The organism is Caballeronia sp. NCF2 (assembly GCF_023631205.1).
In the GTDB taxonomy this organism is placed as follows: Bacteria; Pseudomonadota; Gammaproteobacteria; order Burkholderiales; family Burkholderiaceae; genus Caballeronia; species Caballeronia zhejiangensis.
In genome coordinates, this window is record NZ_JALQDN010000045.1 from 1 (window position 1) to 22,935 (window position 22,935).

Consider the following 22,935-nt stretch of genomic DNA (forward strand, 5'->3'; position numbering starts at 1 on the left):
ACGTGTGCCCGAAGGGGCTCAACCCGACCAAGGCGATCGGCAAGATCAAGGAATTGATGGTGCGACGGGCGGTTTGAAATGGACGAATCTCACCAGTCCGACCCTCTTCGCCGCGCGCGCCTTCGTTGGCGCGCAAGGCGCGGCCTGCTGGAAAACGATCTGATCTTCGATCGTTTCTTCAGCCGATATGAGCATGACCTCAGCGACGCCGACGTGGCCGCATTGACCCGCCTGCTGGAGCTGAGCGACAACGAACTGATGGACTTGCTGCTGGCGCGCACGGAGCCTGAAGGCGACCTGGCGACGCCGGACGTAACCCGCTTGCTGGAAATGCTGCGCACCGTGTGATTCCAGCAGGAATTCGCGGAGTTTTGCAAAATAGGCCTGTTGCACTGCACACAGGCCGATAAAACAGTTTTGCCGCGCAGCTTCCGTCGTGCAAATTATCGAAAACCTGTATCCATACTTCGATTGAGGATGTGCTATGACCCCGTCAGATGTTAAAGCCACGCTATCGTTCAGCGACAACTCGCCGAGCGTCGAAATGCCGATCTACAAGGGCACGATGGGCCCGGACGTGATCGACATCCGCAAGTTGTACGGTCAGACCGGCAAGTTCACGTATGACCCGGGCTTCATGTCGACGGCGGCGTGCAATTCGGCGATCACGTATATCGACGGCGACAAGGGCGAACTGCTGTATCGCGGCTACCCGATCGAGCAACTGGCCGTGAACGCGGACTTCCTCGAAACGTGCTATCTGCTGCTGAAGGGCGAACTGCCGAACGAGGCGCAGAACAAGGAATTCGTGGACACCGTCACGCGTCACACGATGGTGCACGAGCAGATGCACTTCTTCTTCCGCGGCTTCCGTCGCGACGCGCACCCGATGGCCGTGCTGACGGCTGCGGTCGGCGCGCTGTCGGCGTTCTATCACGACTCGCTGAACATCAACGATCCGCGTCACCGTGAAGTCTCCGCGATCCGCATGATCGCGAAGCTGCCGACGCTCGTCGCGATGGCGTACAAGTTCAGCATCGGTCAGCCGTTCGTGTATCCGAAGAACGAACTGTCGTACAGCGCGAACTTCATGCACATGATGTTCTCGAACCCGTGCGAAGAGTACAAGGTCAACGACGTGCTCGTGCGCGCTCTCGACCGTATTCTGATCCTGCACGCGGACCACGAGCAGAACGCGTCGACGTCGACGGTGCGTCTCGCGGGTTCGTCGGGTGCGAATCCGTTCGCGTGTATCGCAGCCGGCATCGCATGTCTGTGGGGTCCGGCGCACGGCGGCGCGAACGAAGCCGCGCTGAACATGCTCGAAGAGATCGGCTCGGTCGACAACATTCCTGAGTTCATCAAGCAGGTGAAGGACAAGAACTCGGGCGTGAAGCTGATGGGCTTCGGACACCGCGTGTACAAGAACTACGACCCGCGCGCGAAGCTGATGCGCGAGACGTGCCACGAAGTGCTGAACGAACTCGGCCTGCACGACGACCCGCTCTTCAAGCTCGCGATGGAACTTGAAAAGATCGCGCTGGAAGACGAATACTTCGTGTCGCGCAAGCTGTATCCGAACGTCGACTTCTACTCGGGCATCGTGCAGCGCGCGCTGGGCATTCCGACGTCGATGTTCACCTGCATCTTCGCGATGGCTCGTACGGTCGGCTGGATCGCGCAGTGGAACGAGATGATCGCCGATCCTGAGCAGAAGATCGGCCGTCCGCGTCAGCTGTTCATCGGCCAGACGCCGCGTGAAGCGAAGCCGCTGGCAAAGCGCTAAGCTGATCGAGTTTTAGTTGTATCGAAGCCCCGGCGAGAAATCGCCGGGGCTTTTGCTTTTTGCTCGGCGCGCGCAGAGACGGCGCCGGATTCAATCCGCGAACACCTCCTGCAAGGTATGAAGCGCGTCGGTCAGCGTGTTGTCCGCGATGCTGCCTTCCCGCTTGATGAGCCGCAGCTTGTCCACCGTGCGAATCTGATCCAGAAGAATCAATCCCTGCTTCCGCTTGAAAGCAATGGGAATGCGGAAAGGCGCAGGCTTTCCCTTCGACGACATCGGCGCGACGATGACCGTGCGCAGATGGTCGTGCATCTCCGGCGGCGACACCACTACGCACGGACGCGTTTTCTGAATTTCGCTGCCCAAGGTGGGATCGAGCGCGACCGACCAGACTTCTCCACGCACTACCATTCGAGCTCCCCGTCGTCGTCGTTGCCGAATTCGCCCATGACGAGTCCGTCCTCGCCGCTTTGCGCAATCAGCTTGCTGGCTTCGGCCCAACCTTGACGCGCTTTGTCGCGAGGCCGACGCAGGACGATCGCGTCGTTCTCGACCTCCATGTCGACCTCGTTCTCCAAGCCCAATTGCGCGAGCAGCGGCTTGGGAATCAGGATGCCCTGGGAGTTGCCCATTTTTCTGATGGTGGTTCGCATGTCGTCGACTACTGAAGAGTATGGAAGCACGATGTTATTACCTGTCGAAAGGGCCGTCAATACAATGTTATTACTGCGCGGATCGTGAGCGCTGACGACAGCCTATTGCGCGCATCGTGCGGCGAACATTCGGCCAAATGGCATAGGATCTAAGGACAGCGTCGCGATGCGCTCGAGGTTCAGCCGGGTAGTCGTCATCCGGGTACTGGAACCACTACAATAACTATATGTTTTTAATGGGTTTTTCCCGTATCCTAGTATCCAATTCTCATCGGATGGTGGCATAATCGATTCACGAGCCGTACACCGATAAATCCCCGCAGTCACACACGAAAGCGCTCACCATGGCACAGACTCTCTACGACAAACTGTGGAATACGCACGTTGTCCACACGGAAGAGGACGGCACCTCGATCCTCTACATCGACCGTCACCTGCTGCACGAAGTGACGAGCCCGCAGGCCTTCGAGGGCCTGAAGCTGGCCGAGCGCCCGGTGTGGCGCATCAGCGCGAATCTGGCGGTGTCCGATCACAACGTGCCGACGACCGACCGCTCGCACGGCATCGCCGATCCGGTTTCGAAGCTGCAAGTCGATACGCTCGACCAGAACTGCGACGCCTTCGGCATCACGCAGTTCAAGATGAACGACCTGCGTCAGGGCATCGTGCACATCATCGGGCCGGAGCAGGGCGCGACGCTGCCGGGCATGACCATCGTCTGCGGCGATTCGCACACGTCCACGCACGGCGCGTTCGGCGCGCTGGCGCACGGCATCGGCACGTCGGAGGTTGAGCACGTGCTCGCGACGCAAACGCTGTTGCAGAAGAAGAGCAAGAACATGCTCGTGAAGGTCGAAGGCCAATTGCCGCGCGGATGCACGGCGAAGGACATCGTGCTCGCGATCATCGGCAAGATCGGCACGGCGGGCGGCACGGGCTACGCGATGGAATTCGGCGGCTCGACCATCCGCGCGCTCACGATGGAAGGCCGCATGACCGTCTGCAACATGGCGATCGAAGCGGGCGCGCGCGCCGGCATGGTCGCGGTCGACGACACGACCATCAACTATCTGAAGGACCGTCCGTACTCGCCGCAGGGCGTCGAGTGGAATCAGGCGGTCGAATACTGGCGTCAGTTCAAGTCCGATGACGGCGCGCACTTCGATCGCGTCGTCGAGCTGAATGCCGCCGAGATCGTGCCGCAAGTGACGTGGGGCACGTCGCCGGAAATGGTGACGTCGATCGACGGCCGCGTGCCCGATCCCGACAAGGAAAAAGATCCCGTCAAGCGCGACGCGATGGAACGCGCGCTGAGTTATATGGCATTGCAGCCGAACACGCCGATCGAATCGATCAAGCCGGACAAGATTTTCATCGGCTCGTGCACGAATGCGCGCATCGAAGACTTGCGCGCCGCCGCGTACGTCGTGAAGTCGCTGGGCAAGCGCGTCGCGTCGAACATTCGCCTGGCGATGGTCGTGCCGGGATCGGGTCTCGTGAAGGCGCAAGCCGAACGCGAAGGCCTCGACAAGATCTTCACGAACGCCGGCTTCGAATGGCGCGAGCCGGGCTGCTCGATGTGCCTCGCGATGAACGCCGACCGCCTGGAAGCGGGGGAGCGCTGCGCATCGACGTCGAACCGCAACTTCGAAGGCCGTCAGGGCGCGGGCGGACGCACGCATCTCGTGAGCCCCGCGATGGCCGCCGCCGCCGCGATCGAAGGCCATTTCGTCGACGTACGCAAGCTCGCTTAATCGATCGGGACACTGAGAAAGATCATGGAAAAATTCATTGTGCACAGCGGCCTCGTCGCGCCGCTCGATCGCGAGAACGTCGACACGGACGCGATCATCCCGAAGCAGTTCCTGAAGTCGATCAAGCGCACCGGCTTCGGTCCCAACGCGTTCGATGAATGGCGTTATCTCGACGTCGGTGAGCCCGGACAGGACAACAGCAAGCGTCCGCTCAACCCGGATTTCGTGCTGAATCAGCCGCGTTATCAAGGCGCGTCGATTCTGCTCACGCGCAAGAATTTCGGCTGCGGCAGCTCACGCGAACACGCGCCGTGGGCGCTCGATCAATACGGCTTTCGCGCGATCATCGCGCCGAGCTTCGCGGACATCTTCTACAACAACTGTTTCAAGAACGGTCTCCTGCCGGTCGTGCTGACGGAGCAGCAGGTCGACAAGCTGTTTAACGAGACCTACGCGTTCGTTGGTTTCCAGTTGACGATCGATCTCGAAGCGCAAGTCGTGCGTACCGGCGACGGCACCGAGTATGCGTTCGAAGTGCCGGGCTTTCGCAAGTATTGCTTGCTGAACGGCTTCGACGACATCGGTCTCACGCTGCGTCATGCGGACAAGATCAAGCAATATGAGGCCGAACGCCTCGCGAAGCAGCCGTGGCTGAATAACCGGCTCGTTGGATAACCGCGCATAAAGGAAGCGAAAGATGAAAATTGCAGTTCTCCCCGGCGACGGCATCGGTCCCGAAATCACCGCCGAAGCGGTCAAAGTCCTGAACGCGCTCGGCGAGAAGTTCGAGCTGGAAGAGGCGCCGGTCGGCGGCGCGGGCTACGAGGCGAAGGGGCACCCGCTGCCCGATTCCACTCTGGCGCTCGCGAAGGAAGCCGATGCGATCCTGTTCGGCGCCGTCGGCGACTGGAAGTACGACAAGCTCGAACGCGCGCTGCGTCCCGAGCAGGCGATTCTCGGCCTGCGCAAGCATCTGCAACTGTTCGCGAACTTCCGTCCGGCGATCTGCTATCCGCAATTGACGGGCGCGTCGTCGTTGAAGCCGGAGATCGTATCGGGTCTCGACATCCTGATCGTCCGCGAATTGAACGGCGACATCTATTTCGGCGCGCCGCGCGGCTTGCGAGAAGCCCCGGACGGCCCGTTCGCGGGCGCGAAGGAAGGCTTCGACACGATGCGCTATTCCGAGCCCGAAGTGCGCCGCATCGCGCACGTCGCGTTTGCCGCCGCGCAAAAGCGCCAGAAGAAGCTGACGAGCGTCGACAAGGCGAACGTGCTCGAAACGTCGCAATTGTGGCGCGACACGATGATCGACGTCGCGAAGGAATATCCGGATGTCGAGCTGTCGCACATGTACGTCGACAACGCCGCGATGCAGCTCGTGAAGGCGCCGAAAGCGTTCGACGTCGTCGTGACCGGCAACATGTTCGGCGACATTCTGTCGGACGAAGCGGCGATGCTCACCGGCTCCATCGGCATGCTGCCGTCCGCGTCGCTCGACAAGAACAACAAGGGCCTGTACGAGCCGTCGCACGGTTCGGCGCCGGACATCGCGGGCAAGGGCGTGGCGAATCCGCTCGCGACCATTCTTTCGGCGGCCATGATGCTGCGCTACTCGCTCGGCAAGACGGAGCAGGCGGATCGCATCGAAAGCGCGGTGAAGAAAGTGCTCGAGCAGGGCTACCGCACCGGCGATATCGCGACGGCGGACGGCAAGGTTGTCGGCACGAAGGAAATGGGCGACGCGGTGCTGAAGGCGCTGTAATCGCGAGAAAGACGATCGGCGCGCTGAAGCATTAAAGCGGCCGATCGTCTCTTTTTACCGATGTTCGCGCACGATCCGCCCGATTTTCACGCATCTGCAGCATGACGCCGTCGAAAACGTCCGGTTATCGTGTATATTGCTTTGCTATGGCGAAGAACTCTCAATTCTCTCTGGATTCCATCGGACGCGGCTCAAAGTCGCTCGCGACGGAACTCGCCATCAGCACGCGCATCGTGGCCACTCGAGCCACGGCTAAAACGCGCATTACGAAAATCTCCATCAAAGCGATCACGATTCGCTGATCGTCCCTCGTGTCCGAGCGTCTTCCCCGCGCGGCCACGCCGGGTAAAGATGCGGGGAAGCGTCCACAGTTAAAGGTTAGTCATGAACGTAGGTCTCGTTGGTTGGCGCGGTATGGTCGGCAGCGTCCTGATGCAGCGCATGCAGCAGGAAGGCGATTTCGACTTGATCGAACCGGTGTTTTTCAGCACCAGCAATGCGGGCGGCAACGCGCCGTCGTTCGCCAAAAACGAGACGAAGCTCAAAGACGCAACGAGCATCGACGACCTGAAAAAGTGCGACGCCATCATCACGTGCCAGGGCGGCGACTACACCAACGAGGTGTATCCGAAGCTGCGCGCGGCGGGCTGGAAGGGCTACTGGATCGACGCGGCGTCGGCGCTGCGCATGAAGGACGACGCGGTCATCATTCTCGATCCGGTCAACCTGGACGTCATCAAGGATTCGCTCGTGAAGGGCGGCCGCGACTTCATCGGCGGCAACTGCACGGTCAGCCTCATGCTGATGGCGCTCGGCGGCCTGTTCCGCGAGAACCTCGTCGAATGGACGACGGCGATGACCTATCAGGCCGCGTCGGGCGCGGGCGCGCAGAACATGCGCGAGCTGCTTCAGCAAATGGGCGTGCTCTACGGTTCGGCGAAGGAAGACCTGGCGGATCCGTCGTCGGCGATTCTCGACATCGACCGCCGCGTGCTCGCCGCGATGAACGGCGAGCGCATGCCCGTCGACAACTTCGGCGTGCCGCTCGCGGGCTCGCTGATTCCGTGGATCGACAAGGATCTCGGCAACGGCATGTCGAAGGAAGAGTGGAAGGGCGGCGCGGAAACCAACAAGATCCTCGGCAAGCCGGCAATGGGTATGCCGGGCTCGATTCCCGTCGACGGCCTCTGCGTGCGTATCGGCGCGATGCGCTGCCACTCGCAGGCGCTCACCATCAAGCTGACGAAGGACGTGCCGCTCGACGAAGTGCACGGCATTCTCGCGTCGGCGAATGACTGGGTGAAGGTCGTGCCGAACGAGCGCGAAGCATCGATTCGCGATCTGTCGCCCGCGGTCGTCACGGGCACGCTGACGGTGCCGGTTGGCCGTCTGCGCAAGCTCGCGATGGGCGGCGAATATCTGTCGGCGTTCACGGTCGGCGATCAACTCTTGTGGGGCGCCGCCGAGCCGCTGCGCCGCATGCTGCGCATTCTGCTCGACAAGTAAAGTAAACTACGCGCCTGAAGCGCGTGTCTTGCTCGAAAGCGTCGCGTTTCACGCGGCGCTTTTTTGTTTTTGTGGAGCTTTGTTGCAACGCCGTGTTTATCGAGCGGTCTTCGCTTTATGTTTCAATTTTTGCCGCACCCGGAGCCTCAATGATCCATCGAACTCGCCGGTCTTTCGTTTCGTCATCGCGTGCGGCGCTCGCCGCGGCAAGTCTCGCCGCATGCGCGATGTTCTGGGCGAATCCCGGCGATGCGCTCGCGCAGGCCTCCGCCGCCACCGGGCAAACCTACGCGGTCAAGCCGGGACAATCGTTGAGCGATGTCGCCGGCGAACTCACAGGATCCAAAGATCGCGACGTCCGCGCGAAAGCCGCGCGTGCCCTGTTCGACGCCAATCCGAGCGCCTTCAGCAGCCACGACATCAACAAGCTGAAACTCGGCGCGGTGCTGAACGTGCCCGCCGATCTGAGCGGCGCGCCGCCGGCCGCAGCGTCGGCGCCCGAGGCGCAGCAGACCGCGCCCGCCGAAACGTCCGCGCCTGCGTCTTCGTCGGCGGATACCGCCACACCGGCGCCGGAGAGCGCGGCGCCCGCATCGGCTGCGGAGCCGCAAGCCAGTGCGACGGCGGCGCCGGAGCGTGCGACGCCGGAGGCCGCATCGGCAATCGCCGCGCCCGCAAGCGCGCCCGCCACGGCCGCACCGGAACCGGCCAGCCGCAGCGGCGTGGCAGCGGCGACCATCGGTCTGTCGCCCTTCATCATCGCGATCGTGATCGTCGTGATCGGCGTCCTGCTGCTCAGAATGCGGCGCAAGAAGCGAGCAGTCGCGACGAACGACAACGACGTCGATCGCGCGCCCCGTACGTTCGCAAGTCTTGAAGAAGCCCAGGCCGACGCCGACGCCCGCAACGAAGCGCTGCGCAAGGCGCGCGAGGCGGCGGCCGGTGCCCAAGGCAAGTCGCCGGCGCGCGATCAGTCCGGACTGGCTGCGGCCGCCGCGAGCATCGGCAACGCTGAAGTAGCCCAGACGCCCGTCGCTCCGTCCGAAGATGCGTTGCCGCCGACGACCGAGGCAAAGCCGTCGACCGCGGCGGATGAAGCACTCGTCGAGGCGAACCGCTCGCAACCGGAAGAGCCGTTCGTTCCGGTTGCGCCGGCTGCACGTCATCCCGATTTCGTACCGCCAGCCAGCGAACCGGACACCCACGAACAGCGTGAGCAGCATGCGCGCGAGATCGAAGCGCGCGAAGCGGCGCGCCGGGAAGCCGAGAAATGGGAAGTCGAAGAGCGCGAAGCCGCGGCACGCCAGGCCGCCGCGCGCGAGGCCGAGGAGCGTGAAATCCGGGCGCGCGAAGCCGCCGCGCGGGAAGCACTCGCACGCGAGCAGGCCGGTCATGCCGGCGCGGATCGCGAGGCCGAATTGCGTCAGGTCACCGAACGCGAAGAGCTGGCGCGTGAGAACGCGGCACGCGAGATCATCGCGCGCGAGGCGGAACTGCGCGAACTTCAGGCGCGCGCCGCCGAAGAGCAAGCCGCAGAGCAACGCGCCGCCGAGCAGCGCGACATCGAAGAACTGGCAGCGCGCGAGGCGGAAAAATCCGGCATCGCGCCGGACGAAGAGCCGGTGCTCGCGCATCGCTTCCCAATGCCGAAGTTCCCCCAGGACGCAATCCAGGCGCTCGGTTCGCTCGAAATGGAACTGCCGCCGCGTCTGGAACTGACGATCAAGCCGCCCGGCGCGACCGGACCGGAGACGGCTGCATCGTCGCTGAAAAATCCGCCGCTCGAGACGCCTCCCGCAGCGCTGGAACAGCCGCCTGGCGGCACGCAGCCAATCCAGCAGGCGCCGTTCATGCCGCAGCCGGTGGCGCATTTCGAAGCAGCGCGGCAAGGCCAGTCGCAAGCCCAGTCCGTTGCGTCTCAAATCGAAGCGGGTACGGCGGGCGCGGCATCGGTCGCTGGCCTGGGCGCGACAAAATTCGGCCCGCTCAGTCTCGATTTCGATCTCGGGCCGACGTCGAACGCGACGGAGGCTTTGCCTGCCCTGACGCCGGGCCAACTGGCGACCATCGCGCGCAATAAGCTCGAATTGGCAGCCGAATACATCGAACTGGGCGACCTTTCGGGCGCGCGCACGTTGCTCCAGGAAGTGATCGAATCGAACGATCCGGCGACGCGCCAGCAGGCCGCCACGCTCTTGTCGACGCTTGCACCGCATTCCTGAGATGCGTATCGCTTTAGGGATTCAGTACGACGGCGCGGCGTTTTGCGGTTGGCAGTCGCAGCCGCACGGGAAGACGGTCCAGAACGAACTGGAGCGCGCGCTCGCGCAATTCGCGCAGACGCCGCTTCCGACCGTCGTCGCCGGGCGCACCGATACGGGCGTGCACGGTCTCGGTCAGGTCGTGCATTTCGATACCGCTCTGGATCGCGCCGAGTTTTCGTGGGTGCGCGGCACGAATGCGTTCCTGCCCGACACCGTCGCGGTGCAATGGGCGAAGCCGATGCCCGACGATTTCCACGCGCGCTTCGCGGCTTTCGAACGCACTTATTTCTACGTTCTTTACGTCAATCCGGTGCGTTCGCCCATGCTCGCGAAACGCGCGGGCTGGGTGCACACGCCGCTCGACGTGGCAGCGATGCGCGATTCGGTCGCGTGCCTGATCGGCGAGCACGATTTTTCGTCGTTCCGCGCCGCCGATTGCCAGTCGAAAACGCCAGTCAAGCATCTTTATCAGATCGATGTACGCGAGCAGGGCGACTTCGTCCACTTTCGCTTTCGCGCCAACGCGTTTTTGCATCACATGGTGCGCAATCTGATGGGATGCCTCGTCGCGATCGGACGGGGCCGTCATCCATCGTCGTGGATGGCGGACGTGCTCGCCGCCCGCGACCGCCGCGCTGCCGCGCCGACTTTCATGCCCGACGGACTGTATCTGGCCGAGGTCGGCTATCCTGAACACTTCGCGGTGCCGCCGCCGCATATCGCCAGCATGCCCTGGAGCGCCATTTGGGCAGAGCCGAAATGACAGACCGAGATTTGCATCGCACCCGCATCAAGCTATGCGGACTTTCGCGCGTCGAGGACGTGCAGCACGCCGTCGCGCTGGGCGCGGACGCCGTGGGTTTCGTGTTCTATCCGCCGAGCCCGCGTTCGGTGAGCGTCGCACAGGCCGTCGAACTGGCGCGGCACGTGCCGCCGCTCGTGTCGGCGGTCGGGCTTTTCGTCAATGCGACGCCCGAATGGATTCGCGAAGTCACGTCGAACGTGCCGCTCTCGCTGCTGCAGTTTCACGGCGACGAAACGCCGGAACAATGCGAGGCGCTGGCATCGATTGCGGGTTTATCCTATTGGCGCGCATTGCGAATTGGGTCTGATGCGTCCACAAGCCATTTGATAGAATCGTCTCTCAAGTTCAAAGCCGCAGGCGGCCTTTTACTCGACGCGCTCGTCGAGGGCTTCGGCGGCGGTGGAAAGGTATTCGATTGGTCACTTATCCCAACAGATCTCGGGCATCGGGCCGTTTTGAGTGGTGGGTTGAACACGCAAAACGTCAGTGACGCCATTCGGCGTGTGCGCCCGTACGCGGTCGATGTCTCGAGCGGCATCGAACTGCCGGGCGCCAAGGGCGTGAAGGATCCCGCCCGAATGGCGGCGTTCGTGCGCGCGGTGCGCGAGGCGGACGCCGGGTGAATCGAACGTGGGCCGCGCTGCCGGCTACGTAACCGAGAGAGTGACGCAATGTACAACTTGCCAGACGAAAGAGGCCATTTCGGCCAATATGGAGGCGTGTTCGTCTCCGAAACCCTCATCCATGCACTTGACGAATTGCGCGTCGCGTATGACGCGGCACGTCAGGATCCCGAATTCATCGCCGAGTACGAGTACGAGCTCAAGCATTACGTGGGTCGGCCGTCGCCGATTTATCACGCGAAGCGCTGGAGCGAGATGCTTGGCGGCGCGCAGCTCTATCTGAAGCGCGAAGACCTGAATCACACGGGCGCGCACAAGGTGAATAACGTGATCGGCCAGGCGCTGCTCGCCCGCAAGATGGGCAAGCCGCGCGTGATTGCCGAAACCGGCGCGGGCCAGCACGGCGTGGCGACGGCGACCATTGCCGCGCGATTCGGCATGGAGTGCGTGGTCTACATGGGCGCGGAAGACGTGCGTCGTCAGGCGGCGAACGTCTATCGGATGAAGCTGCTCGGCGCAACGGTCGTGCCGGTCGAATCCGGGTCGAAGACGCTCAAGGACGCGCTCAACGAAGCCATGCGTGACTGGGTGACGAACGTCGAAAACACGTTCTACATCATCGGCACGGTGGCGGGGCCGCATCCTTACCCGATGATGGTGCGCGACTTCCAGCGCGTGATCGGCGACGAATGTCGCGTGCAGATGCCCGAAATGGCCGGTCGCCAGCCTGATGCCGTGATCGCGTGCGTCGGCGGCGGGTCGAACGCGATGGGCATCTTTTATCCGTACATCGACGATAAAGACGTCAGATTGATTGGCGTCGAAGCGGCGGGCGACGGCATCGACACCGGGCGCCACGCGGCGTCGCTGATGGGCGGCAGCCCGGGGGTGCTGCACGGCAATCGCACGTATCTGCTGCAGGACGAAAACGGGCAGATCATCGAAACGCATTCGGTGTCGGCGGGGCTCGACTATCCGGGCGTCGGTCCGGAACACGCGTGGCTGAAGGACGCGGGACGCGCGGAATACGTCGGCATCACCGATGACGAAGCGCTCAAGGCCTTCCACGACTGCTGCCGGATCGAGGGCATCATCCCCGCGCTGGAATCGAGCCACGCGCTCGCTTATGGCGCGAAGCTCGCGAAGACGTTGCCGCGCGACAAGGTGTTGCTCGTCAATCTGTCCGGCCGGGGCGACAAGGACATGCATACGGTCGCCGAGCGATCGGGCATTCAGTTCTGAGCCTCAGATAGATGCGCAACGTCATCGACGAGCCGTTGTCCGTCGGCGCCCTGCAGGGCGCCGGCAGCGACATCCGCAACCGCGACTTCTTGGCCGATGCCGAGAATATTCCCGACGCGTCGATCGATCTGATCGTCGCGGATCCGCCTTATGGTCTGGGCAAGGACTACGGGAACGACTCGGACATGTTGTCCGGCGACGCTTTTCTCGAGTGGACTTATCGCTGGCTCGATCTCGCGATTCCGAAGCTCAAGCCGAGCGGTTCGCTGTATATCTTTTGCACCTGGCAGTATTCGCCCGAACTGTTCGTGTTCCTCAAGCGCCGCCTTTTGATGATCAACGAGATCGTCTGGGACCGTCGCGTGCCGAGCATGGGCGGAACGACGCGAAAATTCACGTCAGTGCACGACAACATCGGCTATTTCGCGGTATCGAAGGACTACTACTTCGATCTCGATCCGGTGCGCATCCCTTACGACGCAGAAACGAAAAAGGCGCGTTCGCGGAAGATTTTCGAAGGCAGCAAGTGGCTCGAACTGGGGTACAACCCGAAGGATGTCTGGTCCGTGTCGCGTCTGCATCGGCAGCACGCGGAGCGGGTGGATCATCCGACGCAAAAGCCGCTGGAGATCGTCGAGCGCATGGTGCTCGCGAGCTGTCCGCCGGGTGGGCGCGTGCTCGATCCGTTCATGGGCAGCGGCACGACGGCGGTCGCGTGCGCACGTCATGGCCGGCAATTCACGGGCTACGAGATCAACCCGGATTACTGCGCGATCGCCGAAAGCCGCATTGCCGAAGCGCGCGCTGCACGGCTCGAGCCGGCAGAGCCCGCCCGCGTTCGACGCAAGACACTCGTCGCGACCGGCACCGCCGCCCAAGCCGAATAGCGTCTTTTTCGCTGCTGATCGCGTCAAATGCATTCAAATGCGTCCGACGCCAACGAATACGACTAAGAGAAATCTCATGTCCCGCATCAAGAATACTTTTGCGGCGCTCGCCGCACAGGGCAAGAAAGGGCTGATTCCGTTCATCACCGCGGGCGACCCGAATCCGGAACAAACCGTCGAGTTCATGCACGCGCTGGCGAAGGGCGGCGCGGACGTCATCGAACTGGGCGTGCCGTTCTCCGATCCGATGGCCGACGGCCCCGTCATCCAGCGTTCGTCGGAGCGGGCGCTCGCGCGCGGCGTGACGCTCAAGCGCGTGCTCGCCGACGTCGCGCGTTTCCGCGAAACCGACGACAAAACGCCCGTCGTGCTGATGGGTTACGCGAATCCGATCGAGCGCATGGGCGCCGACGCGTTCGCGAAAGCTGCGAAGGAAGCGGGCGTCGACGGCGTACTGGTGGTCGATTACCCGCCCGAGGAAGCGGAGAGCTTCGGCACGTCGATGCGCGCCGCCGGCATCGATCCGATCTTCCTGCTCGCGCCGACATCGACGGACGAGCGCGTCGCGGCGGTCGGCAAGATCGCGAGCGGCTATGTCTACTACGTATCGCTGAAAGGCGTGACCGGCGCGGCAAATCTGGACGTTTCCAGCATCGCGAGTAAAATCCCGGCCATCAAGTCGCGTGTGCCCCTGCCGGTCGGTGTCGGTTTCGGCATTCGCGACGCCCAGACCGCGCGCGCCGTCGCCGATGTCGCGGACGCCGTCGTCATCGGCAGCCGCCTCGTGCAGCTGCTCGAAGACGCGAAGCCGGACACCGCGGCCGCGTCGCTGACGAGCTTCATCGCCGAAATTCGTCAGGCGCTCGACGCCGCACAGTAAAATACGCGCCGCCGCGGGCCGCCCGATTCGGGCGTGCGCCGCGCGGCAACCGATCAGTCAAGGAAAAACGATGAGCTGGCTCGACAAACTGCTGCCGCCGAAGATCAAGCAAACCGATCCCAAAAGCCGCAAGGGCATTCCCGAGGGCCTTTGGGTGAAGTGTCCGTCGTGCGAAGCGGTGCTGTATCGCAACGACGTCGAGGCGAATCTGCACGTATGCCCGAAGTGCAGCCATCACATGCGAATCGGCGCGCGCGAGCGGCTCGACCGCCTGCTCGATCCGGAAGGCCGCTATGAAATCGGCCAGGAAGTCGTCCCGGTCGACGCGCTGAAGTTCAAGGACAGCCGCAAGTATCCGGATCGCATCAAGGAAGCGATGGAAGATACGGACGAGACCGACGCCATGGTCGTCATGGGCGGCGCGATCCACACGATTCCGTGTGTCGTCGCGTGCTTCGAATTCTCGTTCATGGGCGGATCGATGGGCTCGGTGGTCGGCGAGCGCTTCGTGCGCGGCGCGCGCAACGCGCTGGAGCAGAACGTGCCGTTCATCTGCTTCACGGCCTCGGGCGGCGCGCGCATGCAGGAAAGCCTGCTTTCGCTCATGCAGATGGCCAAAACCACTGCGCTTCTGACCAAACTCGCGGACGCGAAGCTGCCGTTCATTTCCGTGCTGACCGACCCGACGATGGGCGGTGTGTCTGCATCGTTCGCGTTCCTGGGCGATGTCGTGATTGCCGAGCCGAAGGCGCTGATCGGCTTTGCCGGCCCGCGCGTGATCGAGCAGACCGTGCGCGAAAAGCTCCCGGAAGGTTTCCAGCGCGCCGAGTTCCTGCTGACGAAGGGCGCGGTCGACATGATCGTGGATCGCCGCAAGATGCGCGAAGAAATCGCCCAATTGATGGCGCTGATGACGCGGCAACCCGCCGATTCCGTCGCCTGACCCGAATGTACGTAGCGCCGCGCCGCGCGTGAACCCCGCGAGGTTCCGCGCGGCGCTTTTGTTTTTGCGATCTCGAAAATGAACACATTCCCGACTCTCGACGCCTGGCTCGCCCATCTGGAAGCGGCGCATCCGGTCGGCATCGACATGGGCCTCGCGCGCATCGGCAAGGTGAAGGATGCGCTTGGCCTGCGTTTCGACTGCCCGGTCATCACCGTCGGCGGCACGAACGGCAAGGGCTCGACCTGCGCGATCATCGAAACGATCTTGCTGCGCGCGGGGTATCGCGTCGGTTGCCATACGTCGCCGCATCTGCTGACGTTCAACGAGCGCGCGCGCATCGACGGCGCAGAGGCGAGCGACGCCGATCTGCTCGAACATTTCGCGGCCGTGGAAAAGGCGCGCGCCAGCCTGCCCGAGCCGGTTTCGCTGACGTACTTCGAGTTCACAACGCTTGCGATCCTGCATCTCTTCGCGTCGCGCAAGCTCGACGCGGTGATTCTCGAAGTCGGGCTGGGCGGGCGTCTCGACGCGGTGAATATCGTCGATACGGATTGTGCTGTGATCACGAGCATCGACATCGACCATACGGACTATCTCGGCGACACGCGCGAAAAAATTGGCTTCGAAAAAGCGGGCATATTCCGGACGGGCAAGCCGGCAGTGTGCGGAGATCCGTCGCCGCCGCAGACTCTCATCGAACATGCCGAGGCGATCGGCGCGGACCTGTGGCTCGTCGGACGCGATTTCCGCTACGAAGCCCAGCCGGGCAACGAGCGCCAGCAATGGAGTTATATCGGGCGCGAGCAGCGGCGCTCGGCGCTGGCCTATCCGGCGCTGCGCGGCGCGAATCAGCTCATCAACACGTCGGCGGCGCTGGCCGCGCTCGAAGCGCTGCGCGACCGTCTGCCGGTTTCGGCGCAGGACATTCGCCTTGGCCTTGCGAACGTCGAATTGCCGGGACGCTTCCAGGTGCTGCCGGGCAAGCCGCAAATCATTCTCGACGTTGCGCACAATCCTCACGCAGCCGCCGTGTTGTCGCAAAATCTCGGCAACATGGGCTACTTTCCGTACACTTACGCGGTGTTCGGCGCGATGGGCGACAAGGACATCGAAGGCGTCGTGAAGCAACTCAAGGGCGAGATCGATCACTGGAACGTGACCGCGCTGCCCACGCCGCGCGCCGCGTCGGCGGAGCAACTGGAACACGCATTGCGCGACGCCGGTGTCAACGACAGCGCCGACAGCAGCGTTTCTCGCTTTGAAACACCCGCGGCGGCTTTTCAAGATGCGTTAAGCCGGGCGTCTGAAAATGATAGAATTTTGGTTTTCGGCAGTTTCTACACGGTAGCCGGCGTCATGGCCTACCGTCGAATGCAGCATAACTAGCAGCATCATTGAGACGGTCGGCCGTCAGCACCAAGCGATACATGGGACTCTTTTCGTTCGGCAAGAAAGACGACTCCGGTCGCGACGCATATTCCGATTCATCGCGCGGCTCGCGTCACACCGTCCGCACGGAACGCCGCACGCGCAGATCCGAGCGCACCGACGCCGACGCGATGATGCTCGATCCCACCCTGCCCGAGAAGCAGCGCGCGCGCCGCAGGCTCGTCGGGGCGATCGCGCTGGTGCTCGCCGCCGTCATCTTCCTGCCGATGGTGCTCGATTCGCGTCCGAAGCCCGTCACCGACGACATTTCCATTGATATTCCCAACCGCCCGGCGCCCGCCGCGAAGCAGTCGCGCGACGCCAACGACGCCGACACGCAAGCCGGTGTCGCGCACGACGCGCCGTCGGGTGCGTCGGGCAGTGTTTCCGCCGGCGTGACGCAGCCGCAAGCCGCGGCACCTGCCGCAACGGCAAAGCCCGAGCCGAAGCCGGAAGCGAAGCCTGACGCGAAAGCCGAAGCCAAGCCGGAAGCGAAGCCGTCGAAGCCCGCAGCCGTGGCGAGCCAGAACGCGAAGCCGCAAGCGGCCGAGCCTTCCGAACAAGCCAACGCAAATACCGCGGCGAACGCCGCGGCAGGCGCGGCGAACACGCCGTCGTCGCCGGCGGGCAGCCGCTTCGTGCTGCAGATCGGCCAGTTCGACGACGAAACCGCCGCGCAGAATTGGGTCAACAAGTTGAAGTCCGCGGGTGTGCCCGCATATCTCGAACATCGCAAGCAGTCGGACGGCGCGACCAAGTCGCTGTTGCGCGCGGGGCCGTTCCCGGATCGCGCGTCGGCGCAGGCCGCGCTCGTGAAGGTGCGGCAGGCCGGCCTGGGCGGCGGCACCCGGGCATCGAACTAAGCCGGCTCGATGTTCACCGCTTTTGACTACGCCGTGATGGCCGTGATCGGCCTGTCCGCGCTGCGCGGCATGTGGCGCGGCCTGTTGGCCGAAGCGTTCGGTCTGGTCGGCTGGGTCGCCGCCATTCTGATCGCGGGACGGTTCGTCGGGCTCGTCGTGCCGTATATCCCGTCGACGTGGCCCGGCGGCGCGCTTACGCAGTGGCTCGTGGCGTTCGTGCTGGTGGTCGGGGCGGTGCTGCTCGTATCGAGCGTGCTGTCGGCGCTATTGACGCGCATCACGGAAGTCACCGGCCTGCGCGGCGTGGACCGCTCGTTGGGCTTGCTGTTCGGCCTCGTCAGAGGGGCTATATTGGTAGTTATTCTGGTCGCCCTGGCTGGCCTGACCGAACTGCCTCAGAAAGATTTTTGGCGCAATGCGCTGCTGCGGCCGATGGCCGAGCAAGGCGTGCGCGAATTGAAACCGCTGCTCCCCGATACGCTCGCCGCGTATGTGCACGTCGCTCCCGAACCGGGCGGCCTGGCGCCCAACGCCGCACAATAGACGAACGGCCGGCTACACGAGGAACGCGCGACGGCTCGAAGACGCTTCGCCCCGGCCACGTCACGGCCAGTTTTTGAGAGAAGCGTCGAAGAGATCCGGGCAACGCCTTGTCTACCCGTTTCGACTCTTTGAAGGACCATGCCATGTGCGGCATCGTAGGTGTAGTTTCCCAAAGTCCCGTCAATCAGCTGATCTATGACAGCTTGCTCCTGCTCCAGCATCGCGGACAGGACGCGGCGGGCATCGCCACGGCGAACGGCAATAACTTCCACATGCACAAAGCCAACGGCATGGTGCGCGACGTGTTCCGCACGCGCAACATGCGCAGTCTGCCGGGCAACGTCGGCATCGGCCAGGTGCGGTATCCGACCGCCGGGTCCGCATCGAGCGAGGAAGAAGCGCAACCGTTCTACGTGAATGCGCCGTTCGGCATCATCCTCGCGCATAACGGCAATCTGACGAACTGGATGCAGCTGAAGGACGAGATGTTCCGCATCGACCGCCGGCACATCAACACCGCATCCGACACCGAAGTGCTGCTCAACGTCTTCGCGCACGAACTGCAGCTCGCGAGCTCGGGCCTGCAACTCGATGCGACCGCGCTGTGGAAAGCCGTCGCGGGCGTGCATCGCCGTGTGAAGGGCTCGTACGCGATCGTCTCGCTGATCGCGGGCTACGGTCTCGTCGCGTTCCGCGATCCGTTCGGCATTCGTCCGCTTGTGCTCGGCAAGCTCGAAACGTCGACGGGCGTCGAGTGGATGGTCGCGTCGGAATCGGTGGCGATCGAAGGCATCGGCTTCGAATTCGTGCGCGATGTCGAACCGGGCGAAGCGATTTTCATCGACGCGGAAGGCAATCTGCACAGCCACCAATGCGCCGAGAAGCCCGAGCTCAATCCGTGCATTTTCGAGCTCGTGTATCTCGCGCGTCCGGATTCGTGCCTCGACGGCGTGCCGGTCTACAACGCGCGTCTGCGCATGGGCGATTACCTCGCCGAGAAAATCAAGCGCGTGCTGCCGGATGTGCCGATCGACGTCGTCATGCCGATTCCCGACTCGTCGCGCCCCGCCGCGATGCAGGTCGCCGCGAAGCTCGGCGTGGAGTATCGCGAAGGCTTCTTCAAGAACCGCTACGTGGGCCGCACCTTCATCATGCCGGGTCAGGCGGTGCGCAAGAAATCGGTGCGTCAGAAGCTCAACGCGATGGGCATCGAGTTCAAAGGCAAGAACGTGCTGATCGTCGACGATTCCATCGTGCGCGGCACGACCTCGCATGAAATCGTGCAGATGGCCCGCGATGCCGGCGCGAACAAAGTGATCTTCGCGTCCGCCGCGCCGCCGGTGAAGTTCCCGAACGTGTACGGCATCGACATGCCGACGCGCGGCGAACTCGTTGCGCACGGCCGCAGCGATGAGGAAGTCGCACGCATGATCGGCGCGGATTATCTCGTCTATCAGGACGTGGAAGACCTGAAGAACGCGATCCGCGACATCAATCCGGCGTTGAAGGAATTCGAAGCGTCGTGCTTCGACGGCAACTACATCACTGGCGACGTGACGACCGATTATCTCGATCGCATCGAGTCCGCACGTCTTGCGCCGCAATCGCAGTCGGATCGCGATGCTGCGAGCGACGCGCAAGAGGGCGGCATGGCGCGCTCACAGTTGCATTTGCAACTATCGGTCGAGTAAGTTTTCGGCGCTTCGAACGAGCCCGCTTCGTCTGCAAGGACCAAGCGGGCTTTTTTGCGTCTCGAGCCTTCGAGCTTCTGCTTTTCGAGCGCGGCGGAAGCGGCCAAGCGCTTGCGTGGGTGCTGTCGAATGGCATGGAGACGCTCGGGTTGCGCGTCGAGAAGCAATCGGCGAATGCGCTCGAAATCGCGCGCTATCACGCATCCGTCATACGCGCCGGTCTGTCGCGTGAATCGGATGAACCGCCGTTGCGCCATTGCCCCGGCGAGATGCCGAAGCGTTTCGAGAACGCATGCGTGAACGCGCTTTGATCGGCGAAACCGACATCGAGCGCGATATCGGTGAGCGACGCGCGCGAGTCGGCGAGCAACGTCAACGCGGTGTCGAGCCGCAGCCGATGCAGATAGCGATGCGGCGTCTCGCCGAACGCTTCGTTGAAGAGCTGATGAAAGCGCCGCATGCCGAAGCCGCAATGCGCGGCGAGATCGGCGATACGCAGCGGCGCCGATAGTTGCGAACGCAACCATCGGTCGATGCGCGCGAAATCGAGGCCGCGCATCGCGTCGATGGAATCGTCGGTGTCGTGCATCAGCGCGCCGCACAGATGCGCAGCCGCTTGCCATGCGAAGCGGTCCGCGAGATGCGCATCCGCGAGATGCGCGCGACGGGCGACATCGGCGACGGCTTGCGTGATGCGCGGATCGATGACGATCGCGCGCGCCCGTTCGAAGTAGCGCTCGGGCACCGCGACGGACGTGGCGGGCAGATCGAGCACGAGCTGGCGATTGTCGCCCTCGGCCCAGTAATCGTGGCGCGCGCCCGCCGGGATGATCCACGCACCCCTGCAATCGATGCGTGCGCCGTTGCCGTCGACGGCCATCTCCATCGACCCGTCGAGGCCGAGCACGATCTGATGAAAGTCGTGCACGTCCGACGCCTGCGCCGCCTCATAGCGGCGCAACGACACGGCAGGACGATGAAGCGGCGCGCTCATGCGGAAAACGCTCAGACGTCGAGCAGTTCCACTTCGAACACGAGCGTGGCGTTGGGCGGAATCACGCCGCCCGCGCCGCGCGCGCCGTAGCCGAGTTGCGGCGGAATCGTGAGACGGCGCACGCCGCCCACTTTCATGCCCTGCACGCCTTCGTCCCAGCCCTTGATGACCATGCCGCCGCCCAGCACGAAGGCGAAGGGGTCGTTGCGGTCCTTGCTCGAATCGAACTTCTGGCCGTCCGTGAGCCAGCCCGTGTAGTGCACGCTGACGGTCTTGCCGGCGACGGCTTCAGTGCCTTCGCCAACGGTGACGTCTTCGTATTTGAGACCGGAATCGGTCGTGACAGTCGACATGGTTGCTCCCTGGTTGCCCGGTCATCGGCGATGGATGAACCGGTGGTCGAAACCGACATTGTAGAACGTCGCAGGGAAGCGGGCGGCGCCCGGAAGCGCCGCGTCGATTACAGATGACGGCTGTGCGGCCCGAAGCGCGAACCGATGCGTGTGCCGATTTCCGGCCTTACGTGCCGGCCGATCGCGGTGCCGATCGACGCGCCGTCTTGCGAATCATGCATCGCGGCGGCGGCGGCCTGATCGCCGATCTGCTGCCTTGCGATCTTCAGCGCGCGCACGCGGACATAGGCCATCGCGACGAGCGTCCACGGCGCGAGATAGGCGAACTCGGGCACGGACACCATCATCATCGTCCAGGTCGCGGCGCAGCACTGGCGCAGCGCCATGCCGCGCGGATCCCAGTCGAGCTTGAACGCGGGGTACAGCATCAACGCGCTGATGAAGACCGTGCCGATGATGCCGGTATTGACGAGCAGCGTCGAGAAGAGATCGGTCGAGCGCACATAGCCGAAGCCGATGCCGAAGAGCTTATTGAGCGGCGCGAGATCGAGCCACAGTTGCATCGAGTGAAGGAACAGCAGACTGCGGTCGGAGCCCGACTCGGTCTTCGCTTCGAGCTTGTCGGTCACCATCTGCTTGAAGAGCTCGGCGATGTAATCCTGCAGCAGATACCCGATCACGCACAGCACGAAAAGTCCGATCAGCGCCTTCACCGGGTTGATGCCGAGCTTGCGCACGCGGATCAGCGAATACACCGCATAGCCGATCAGCACCGTCGACGAAGTGGTCATCAGAAGCGACAGTCCGATCACCCACACCGGCCAGCGCACGCGCGACGTCGCGTTGAAGTAGACCCAGAACGGGAAGATGGACATGGCGTACATCGACGGCTCGCCTGTCAGCGCTTTCAAGCGCTGGATCGGAAAGCCTTTGATGTCGATCTGCTGGAAGGAACTGCCGTTCACCGTGCCGTCCGAACGCACGATGCCCTTGCCGAACTGATCGCCGAATGCGCGGTTCGAGATGAAGTCGCCCGGCTGTCCCGTCGCGATGAAGTACGCCACTTCGTAAATGCCGTAAATCGCGAGCAGCGTGACGGCCGCGAGAATCCACTGATCCCAGGTCGGCTTGTAATAGTGGTACACATACGCCGCATAGAGCACGACCGCCGCCACGTAAAGCGACTGCGTAAACATGCTCTTGCGCATGATGAACGTGAGGGGATCGGTGTCGTCGACGAGCGAGATCTTGCTGAAGTCGGGATCGAAGGGCGCCATGACGTCCGCGAGCTGGGAGGTGCAGACCATCAGCAGCCAGACCGCGATCGCCGCGATCACGAAGTGCATCCAGTTCTTGCGCGCGCGCCCGCCGAACAGCAGCACGAGCGGCACGGACAGGAAGCACATCAGATAGCCGATCGTCGTGCCCTGAATCGATGGCATGACGAGAAACGACGTCACCGGCATCGCGAAGGCCCAGATTCGGTAGTAGAGGTCGGTCAGCGACGCTTTATCTTTCATCATCGAAGGGTAGGATGCGCCCGCTTCATGACGGGCTGTCGTTCGTTATCGGGAGCAAAACGCCTGCCGGATCGATCGTCGGCACGCTCACACTCTGGGCCGGAGCGTCGCCAGGAGCGCGAGCAGGATCACGAGCGCGGAACGCAGCGACACGAGCGGCGCGCGCCGGATGACGACCGGTTCTTGCACGGGCGGCGGCAACTGCCGCTCGGGTCGCGCCTTTCGCACGCGATGAAAATCGCAATGCGGACACACGCTCAACGTCGCGCCCACTTGCCTGCGGCAACGCGGGCAGTGCACGAGCCGATGCCCGAATGAAAAATGTCCGCTCATATGCGTCTCTCTCATCGACCCGGTTGACGACGTGCTTACATCGAAAGTCCGTGCAGATTCCACCGTTACAACGTGAAGCGCCGCGTGACAGGCACGCGG

General features: G+C 63.3%; 23 protein-coding genes and 2 pseudogenes. 19 read left to right on the forward strand and 6 right to left on the reverse strand.

From position 1 onward, the window contains the following. From sdhB to gltA, 3 genes and pseudogenes are all read left to right on the forward strand, one after another. Positions 1–77: pseudogene (sdhB, locus tag NCS02_RS14685) on the forward strand (succinate dehydrogenase iron-sulfur subunit); the annotation flags it as partial. Position 78: 1 nt separating this feature from the next. Next, positions 79–348 (forward strand): FAD assembly factor SdhE, encoded by a 270-nt coding sequence (locus NCS02_RS14690; protein WP_008354055.1) that lies wholly within the window; start codon positions 79–81, stop codon positions 346–348. A gap of 136 nt (positions 349–484) precedes the next feature. Further along, positions 485–1,786: a citrate synthase gene (gene gltA / locus NCS02_RS14695; RefSeq protein WP_008354054.1), complete on the forward strand. Its 1,302-nt coding sequence runs from the start codon at positions 485–487 to the stop codon at positions 1,784–1,786. Between the two features lie 90 nt (positions 1,787–1,876). Here gltA and NCS02_RS14700 read toward each other — a convergent pair whose 3' ends face one another. Together NCS02_RS14700 and NCS02_RS14705 are read right to left on the reverse strand one after the other, a co-directional pair. After that, positions 1,877–2,197 carry a type II toxin-antitoxin system PemK/MazF family toxin gene (locus tag NCS02_RS14700; RefSeq protein ID WP_008354052.1) on the reverse strand — a complete coding sequence of 107 codons (321 nt, stop codon included), beginning with the start codon at positions 2,195–2,197 and terminating at the stop codon, positions 1,877–1,879. Then, positions 2,191–2,439 (reverse strand): AbrB/MazE/SpoVT family DNA-binding domain-containing protein, encoded by a 249-nt coding sequence (locus tag NCS02_RS14705; RefSeq protein ID WP_008354051.1) that lies wholly within the window; start codon positions 2,437–2,439, stop codon positions 2,191–2,193. The genes NCS02_RS14700 and NCS02_RS14705 overlap by 7 nt, the downstream gene beginning before the upstream one ends. Before the next feature lie 344 nt (positions 2,440–2,783). On the opposite strand from NCS02_RS14705, the gene leuC reads away from it, so the two are divergent. From leuC to NCS02_RS14785, 16 genes and pseudogenes are all read left to right on the forward strand, one after another. Next, positions 2,784–4,193, forward strand: coding sequence for a 3-isopropylmalate dehydratase large subunit (gene leuC, locus NCS02_RS14710; RefSeq protein WP_008354050.1), 1,410 nt, complete (start codon positions 2,784–2,786; stop codon positions 4,191–4,193). Positions 4,194–4,217: 24 nt separating this feature from the next. Beyond that, positions 4,218–4,868, forward strand: coding sequence for a 3-isopropylmalate dehydratase small subunit (gene leuD / locus NCS02_RS14715; protein WP_008354049.1), 651 nt, complete (start codon positions 4,218–4,220; stop codon positions 4,866–4,868). Between the two features lie 22 nt (positions 4,869–4,890). Beyond that, the gene (gene leuB, locus NCS02_RS14720; RefSeq protein WP_008354048.1) at positions 4,891–5,958 is read left to right on the forward strand and encodes a 3-isopropylmalate dehydrogenase; all 1,068 of its coding nucleotides are present in this window, start codon (positions 4,891–4,893) and stop codon (positions 5,956–5,958) included. A 384-nt stretch (positions 5,959–6,342) separates the two neighbouring features. Next, complete coding sequence (asd, locus tag NCS02_RS14725) at positions 6,343–7,464, forward strand: aspartate-semialdehyde dehydrogenase (protein WP_175983184.1); 1,122 nt, start codon at positions 6,343–6,345, stop codon at positions 7,462–7,464. Between the two features lie 149 nt (positions 7,465–7,613). Next, entirely contained in the window at positions 7,614–9,686 is a 2,073-nt protein-coding gene (locus tag NCS02_RS14730) for a FimV/HubP family polar landmark protein (RefSeq protein WP_250502716.1), read from the forward strand. Position 9,687: 1 nt separating this feature from the next. After that, a complete protein-coding gene (gene truA / locus NCS02_RS14735) occupies positions 9,688–10,491 on the forward strand; it encodes a tRNA pseudouridine(38-40) synthase TruA (RefSeq protein ID WP_250435446.1) in 804 nt (267 codons plus the stop codon). Further along, on the forward strand, positions 10,488–11,156 hold the full coding sequence (locus NCS02_RS14740) for a phosphoribosylanthranilate isomerase (RefSeq protein ID WP_175983186.1): 669 nt from the start codon (positions 10,488–10,490) through the stop codon (positions 11,154–11,156). The genes truA and NCS02_RS14740 overlap by 4 nt, the downstream gene beginning before the upstream one ends. Before the next feature lie 48 nt (positions 11,157–11,204). Beyond that, positions 11,205–12,398, forward strand: coding sequence for a tryptophan synthase subunit beta (trpB, locus tag NCS02_RS14745; RefSeq protein WP_008354043.1), 1,194 nt, complete (start codon positions 11,205–11,207; stop codon positions 12,396–12,398). A gap of 11 nt (positions 12,399–12,409) precedes the next feature. Continuing rightward, entirely contained in the window at positions 12,410–13,285 is an 876-nt protein-coding gene (locus tag NCS02_RS14750) for a DNA-methyltransferase (RefSeq protein WP_175983187.1), read from the forward strand. 76 nt (positions 13,286–13,361) lie between these two features. Further along, positions 13,362–14,165 (forward strand): tryptophan synthase subunit alpha, encoded by an 804-nt coding sequence (trpA, locus tag NCS02_RS14755; protein ID WP_250502717.1) that lies wholly within the window; start codon positions 13,362–13,364, stop codon positions 14,163–14,165. A gap of 70 nt (positions 14,166–14,235) precedes the next feature. Beyond that, the gene (gene accD / locus NCS02_RS14760; protein WP_008354039.1) at positions 14,236–15,108 is read left to right on the forward strand and encodes an acetyl-CoA carboxylase, carboxyltransferase subunit beta; all 873 of its coding nucleotides are present in this window, start codon (positions 14,236–14,238) and stop codon (positions 15,106–15,108) included. Positions 15,109–15,186: 78 nt separating this feature from the next. After that, the gene (gene folC, locus NCS02_RS14765; RefSeq protein WP_175983189.1) at positions 15,187–16,497 is read left to right on the forward strand and encodes a bifunctional tetrahydrofolate synthase/dihydrofolate synthase; all 1,311 of its coding nucleotides are present in this window, start codon (positions 15,187–15,189) and stop codon (positions 16,495–16,497) included. A 41-nt stretch (positions 16,498–16,538) separates the two neighbouring features. After that, on the forward strand, positions 16,539–17,402 hold the full coding sequence (locus NCS02_RS14770; RefSeq protein ID WP_250523218.1) for an SPOR domain-containing protein: 864 nt from the start codon (positions 16,539–16,541) through the stop codon (positions 17,400–17,402). A gap of 9 nt (positions 17,403–17,411) precedes the next feature. Then, positions 17,412–17,945: a CvpA family protein gene (locus NCS02_RS14775; RefSeq protein WP_008354036.1), complete on the forward strand. Its 534-nt coding sequence runs from the start codon at positions 17,412–17,414 to the stop codon at positions 17,943–17,945. Positions 17,946–18,088: 143 nt separating this feature from the next. Continuing rightward, the gene (gene purF / locus NCS02_RS14780) at positions 18,089–19,636 is read left to right on the forward strand and encodes an amidophosphoribosyltransferase (RefSeq protein ID WP_008354035.1); all 1,548 of its coding nucleotides are present in this window, start codon (positions 18,089–18,091) and stop codon (positions 19,634–19,636) included. 113 nt (positions 19,637–19,749) lie between these two features. After that, positions 19,750–19,851 (forward strand): annotated as a pseudogene (locus NCS02_RS14785) (PLP-dependent transferase); the annotation flags it as partial. Here the strand turns inward: NCS02_RS14785 and NCS02_RS14790 are convergent. From NCS02_RS14790 to NCS02_RS14805, 4 genes are all read right to left on the reverse strand, one after another. After that, on the reverse strand, positions 19,833–20,630 hold the full coding sequence (locus NCS02_RS14790) for a helix-turn-helix transcriptional regulator (protein WP_250460453.1): 798 nt from the start codon (positions 20,628–20,630) through the stop codon (positions 19,833–19,835). The pseudogene NCS02_RS14785 and the gene NCS02_RS14790 overlap by 19 nt on opposite strands. 11 nt (positions 20,631–20,641) lie before the next feature. Beyond that, positions 20,642–20,983 carry an FKBP-type peptidyl-prolyl cis-trans isomerase gene (locus NCS02_RS14795; protein ID WP_008354031.1) on the reverse strand — a complete coding sequence of 114 codons (342 nt, stop codon included), beginning with the start codon at positions 20,981–20,983 and terminating at the stop codon, positions 20,642–20,644. A gap of 107 nt (positions 20,984–21,090) precedes the next feature. After that, positions 21,091–22,506 carry a hypothetical protein gene (locus NCS02_RS14800; RefSeq protein WP_008354030.1) on the reverse strand — a complete coding sequence of 472 codons (1,416 nt, stop codon included), beginning with the start codon at positions 22,504–22,506 and terminating at the stop codon, positions 21,091–21,093. 84 nt (positions 22,507–22,590) lie between these two features. Further along, on the reverse strand, positions 22,591–22,836 hold the full coding sequence (locus NCS02_RS14805) for a hypothetical protein (RefSeq protein WP_250502718.1): 246 nt from the start codon (positions 22,834–22,836) through the stop codon (positions 22,591–22,593). Between the last annotated feature and the right edge of the window lie 99 nt (positions 22,837–22,935).

What these genes read in the sequence shown, in the direction of transcription:
- NCS02_RS14690 (WP_008354055.1), top strand. Translation starts at nt 79, where the DNA reads ATGGACGAATCTCACCAGTCCGACCCTCTTCGCCGCGCGCGCCTTCGT.
- NCS02_RS14730 (WP_250502716.1), top strand. Translation starts at nt 7,614, where the DNA reads ATGATCCATCGAACTCGCCGGTCTTTCGTTTCGTCATCGCGTGCGGCG.
- NCS02_RS14805 (WP_250502718.1), bottom strand. Translation starts at nt 22,836, where the DNA reads ATGAGCGGACATTTTTCATTCGGGCATCGGCTCGTGCACTGCCCGCGT.
- truA (WP_250435446.1), top strand. Translation starts at nt 9,688, where the DNA reads ATGCGTATCGCTTTAGGGATTCAGTACGACGGCGCGGCGTTTTGCGGT.
- NCS02_RS14770 (WP_250523218.1), top strand. Translation starts at nt 16,539, where the DNA reads ATGGGACTCTTTTCGTTCGGCAAGAAAGACGACTCCGGTCGCGACGCA.
- leuB (WP_008354048.1), top strand. Translation starts at nt 4,891, where the DNA reads ATGAAAATTGCAGTTCTCCCCGGCGACGGCATCGGTCCCGAAATCACC.
- NCS02_RS14705 (WP_008354051.1), bottom strand. Translation starts at nt 2,439, where the DNA reads ATGCGAACCACCATCAGAAAAATGGGCAACTCCCAGGGCATCCTGATT.
- asd (WP_175983184.1), top strand. Translation starts at nt 6,343, where the DNA reads ATGAACGTAGGTCTCGTTGGTTGGCGCGGTATGGTCGGCAGCGTCCTG.
- NCS02_RS14800 (WP_008354030.1), bottom strand. Translation starts at nt 22,506, where the DNA reads ATGATGAAAGATAAAGCGTCGCTGACCGACCTCTACTACCGAATCTGG.
- gltA (WP_008354054.1), top strand. Translation starts at nt 485, where the DNA reads ATGACCCCGTCAGATGTTAAAGCCACGCTATCGTTCAGCGACAACTCG.
- purF (WP_008354035.1), top strand. Translation starts at nt 18,089, where the DNA reads ATGTGCGGCATCGTAGGTGTAGTTTCCCAAAGTCCCGTCAATCAGCTG.
- folC (WP_175983189.1), top strand. Translation starts at nt 15,187, where the DNA reads ATGAACACATTCCCGACTCTCGACGCCTGGCTCGCCCATCTGGAAGCG.
- trpB (WP_008354043.1), top strand. Translation starts at nt 11,205, where the DNA reads ATGTACAACTTGCCAGACGAAAGAGGCCATTTCGGCCAATATGGAGGC.
- leuD (WP_008354049.1), top strand. Translation starts at nt 4,218, where the DNA reads ATGGAAAAATTCATTGTGCACAGCGGCCTCGTCGCGCCGCTCGATCGC.
- NCS02_RS14790 (WP_250460453.1), bottom strand. Translation starts at nt 20,630, where the DNA reads ATGAGCGCGCCGCTTCATCGTCCTGCCGTGTCGTTGCGCCGCTATGAG.
- NCS02_RS14795 (WP_008354031.1), bottom strand. Translation starts at nt 20,983, where the DNA reads ATGTCGACTGTCACGACCGATTCCGGTCTCAAATACGAAGACGTCACC.
- NCS02_RS14700 (WP_008354052.1), bottom strand. Translation starts at nt 2,197, where the DNA reads ATGGTAGTGCGTGGAGAAGTCTGGTCGGTCGCGCTCGATCCCACCTTG.
- NCS02_RS14750 (WP_175983187.1), top strand. Translation starts at nt 12,410, where the DNA reads ATGCGCAACGTCATCGACGAGCCGTTGTCCGTCGGCGCCCTGCAGGGC.
- leuC (WP_008354050.1), top strand. Translation starts at nt 2,784, where the DNA reads ATGGCACAGACTCTCTACGACAAACTGTGGAATACGCACGTTGTCCAC.
- trpA (WP_250502717.1), top strand. Translation starts at nt 13,362, where the DNA reads ATGTCCCGCATCAAGAATACTTTTGCGGCGCTCGCCGCACAGGGCAAG.
- accD (WP_008354039.1), top strand. Translation starts at nt 14,236, where the DNA reads ATGAGCTGGCTCGACAAACTGCTGCCGCCGAAGATCAAGCAAACCGAT.
- NCS02_RS14775 (WP_008354036.1), top strand. Translation starts at nt 17,412, where the DNA reads ATGTTCACCGCTTTTGACTACGCCGTGATGGCCGTGATCGGCCTGTCC.
- NCS02_RS14740 (WP_175983186.1), top strand. Translation starts at nt 10,488, where the DNA reads ATGACAGACCGAGATTTGCATCGCACCCGCATCAAGCTATGCGGACTT.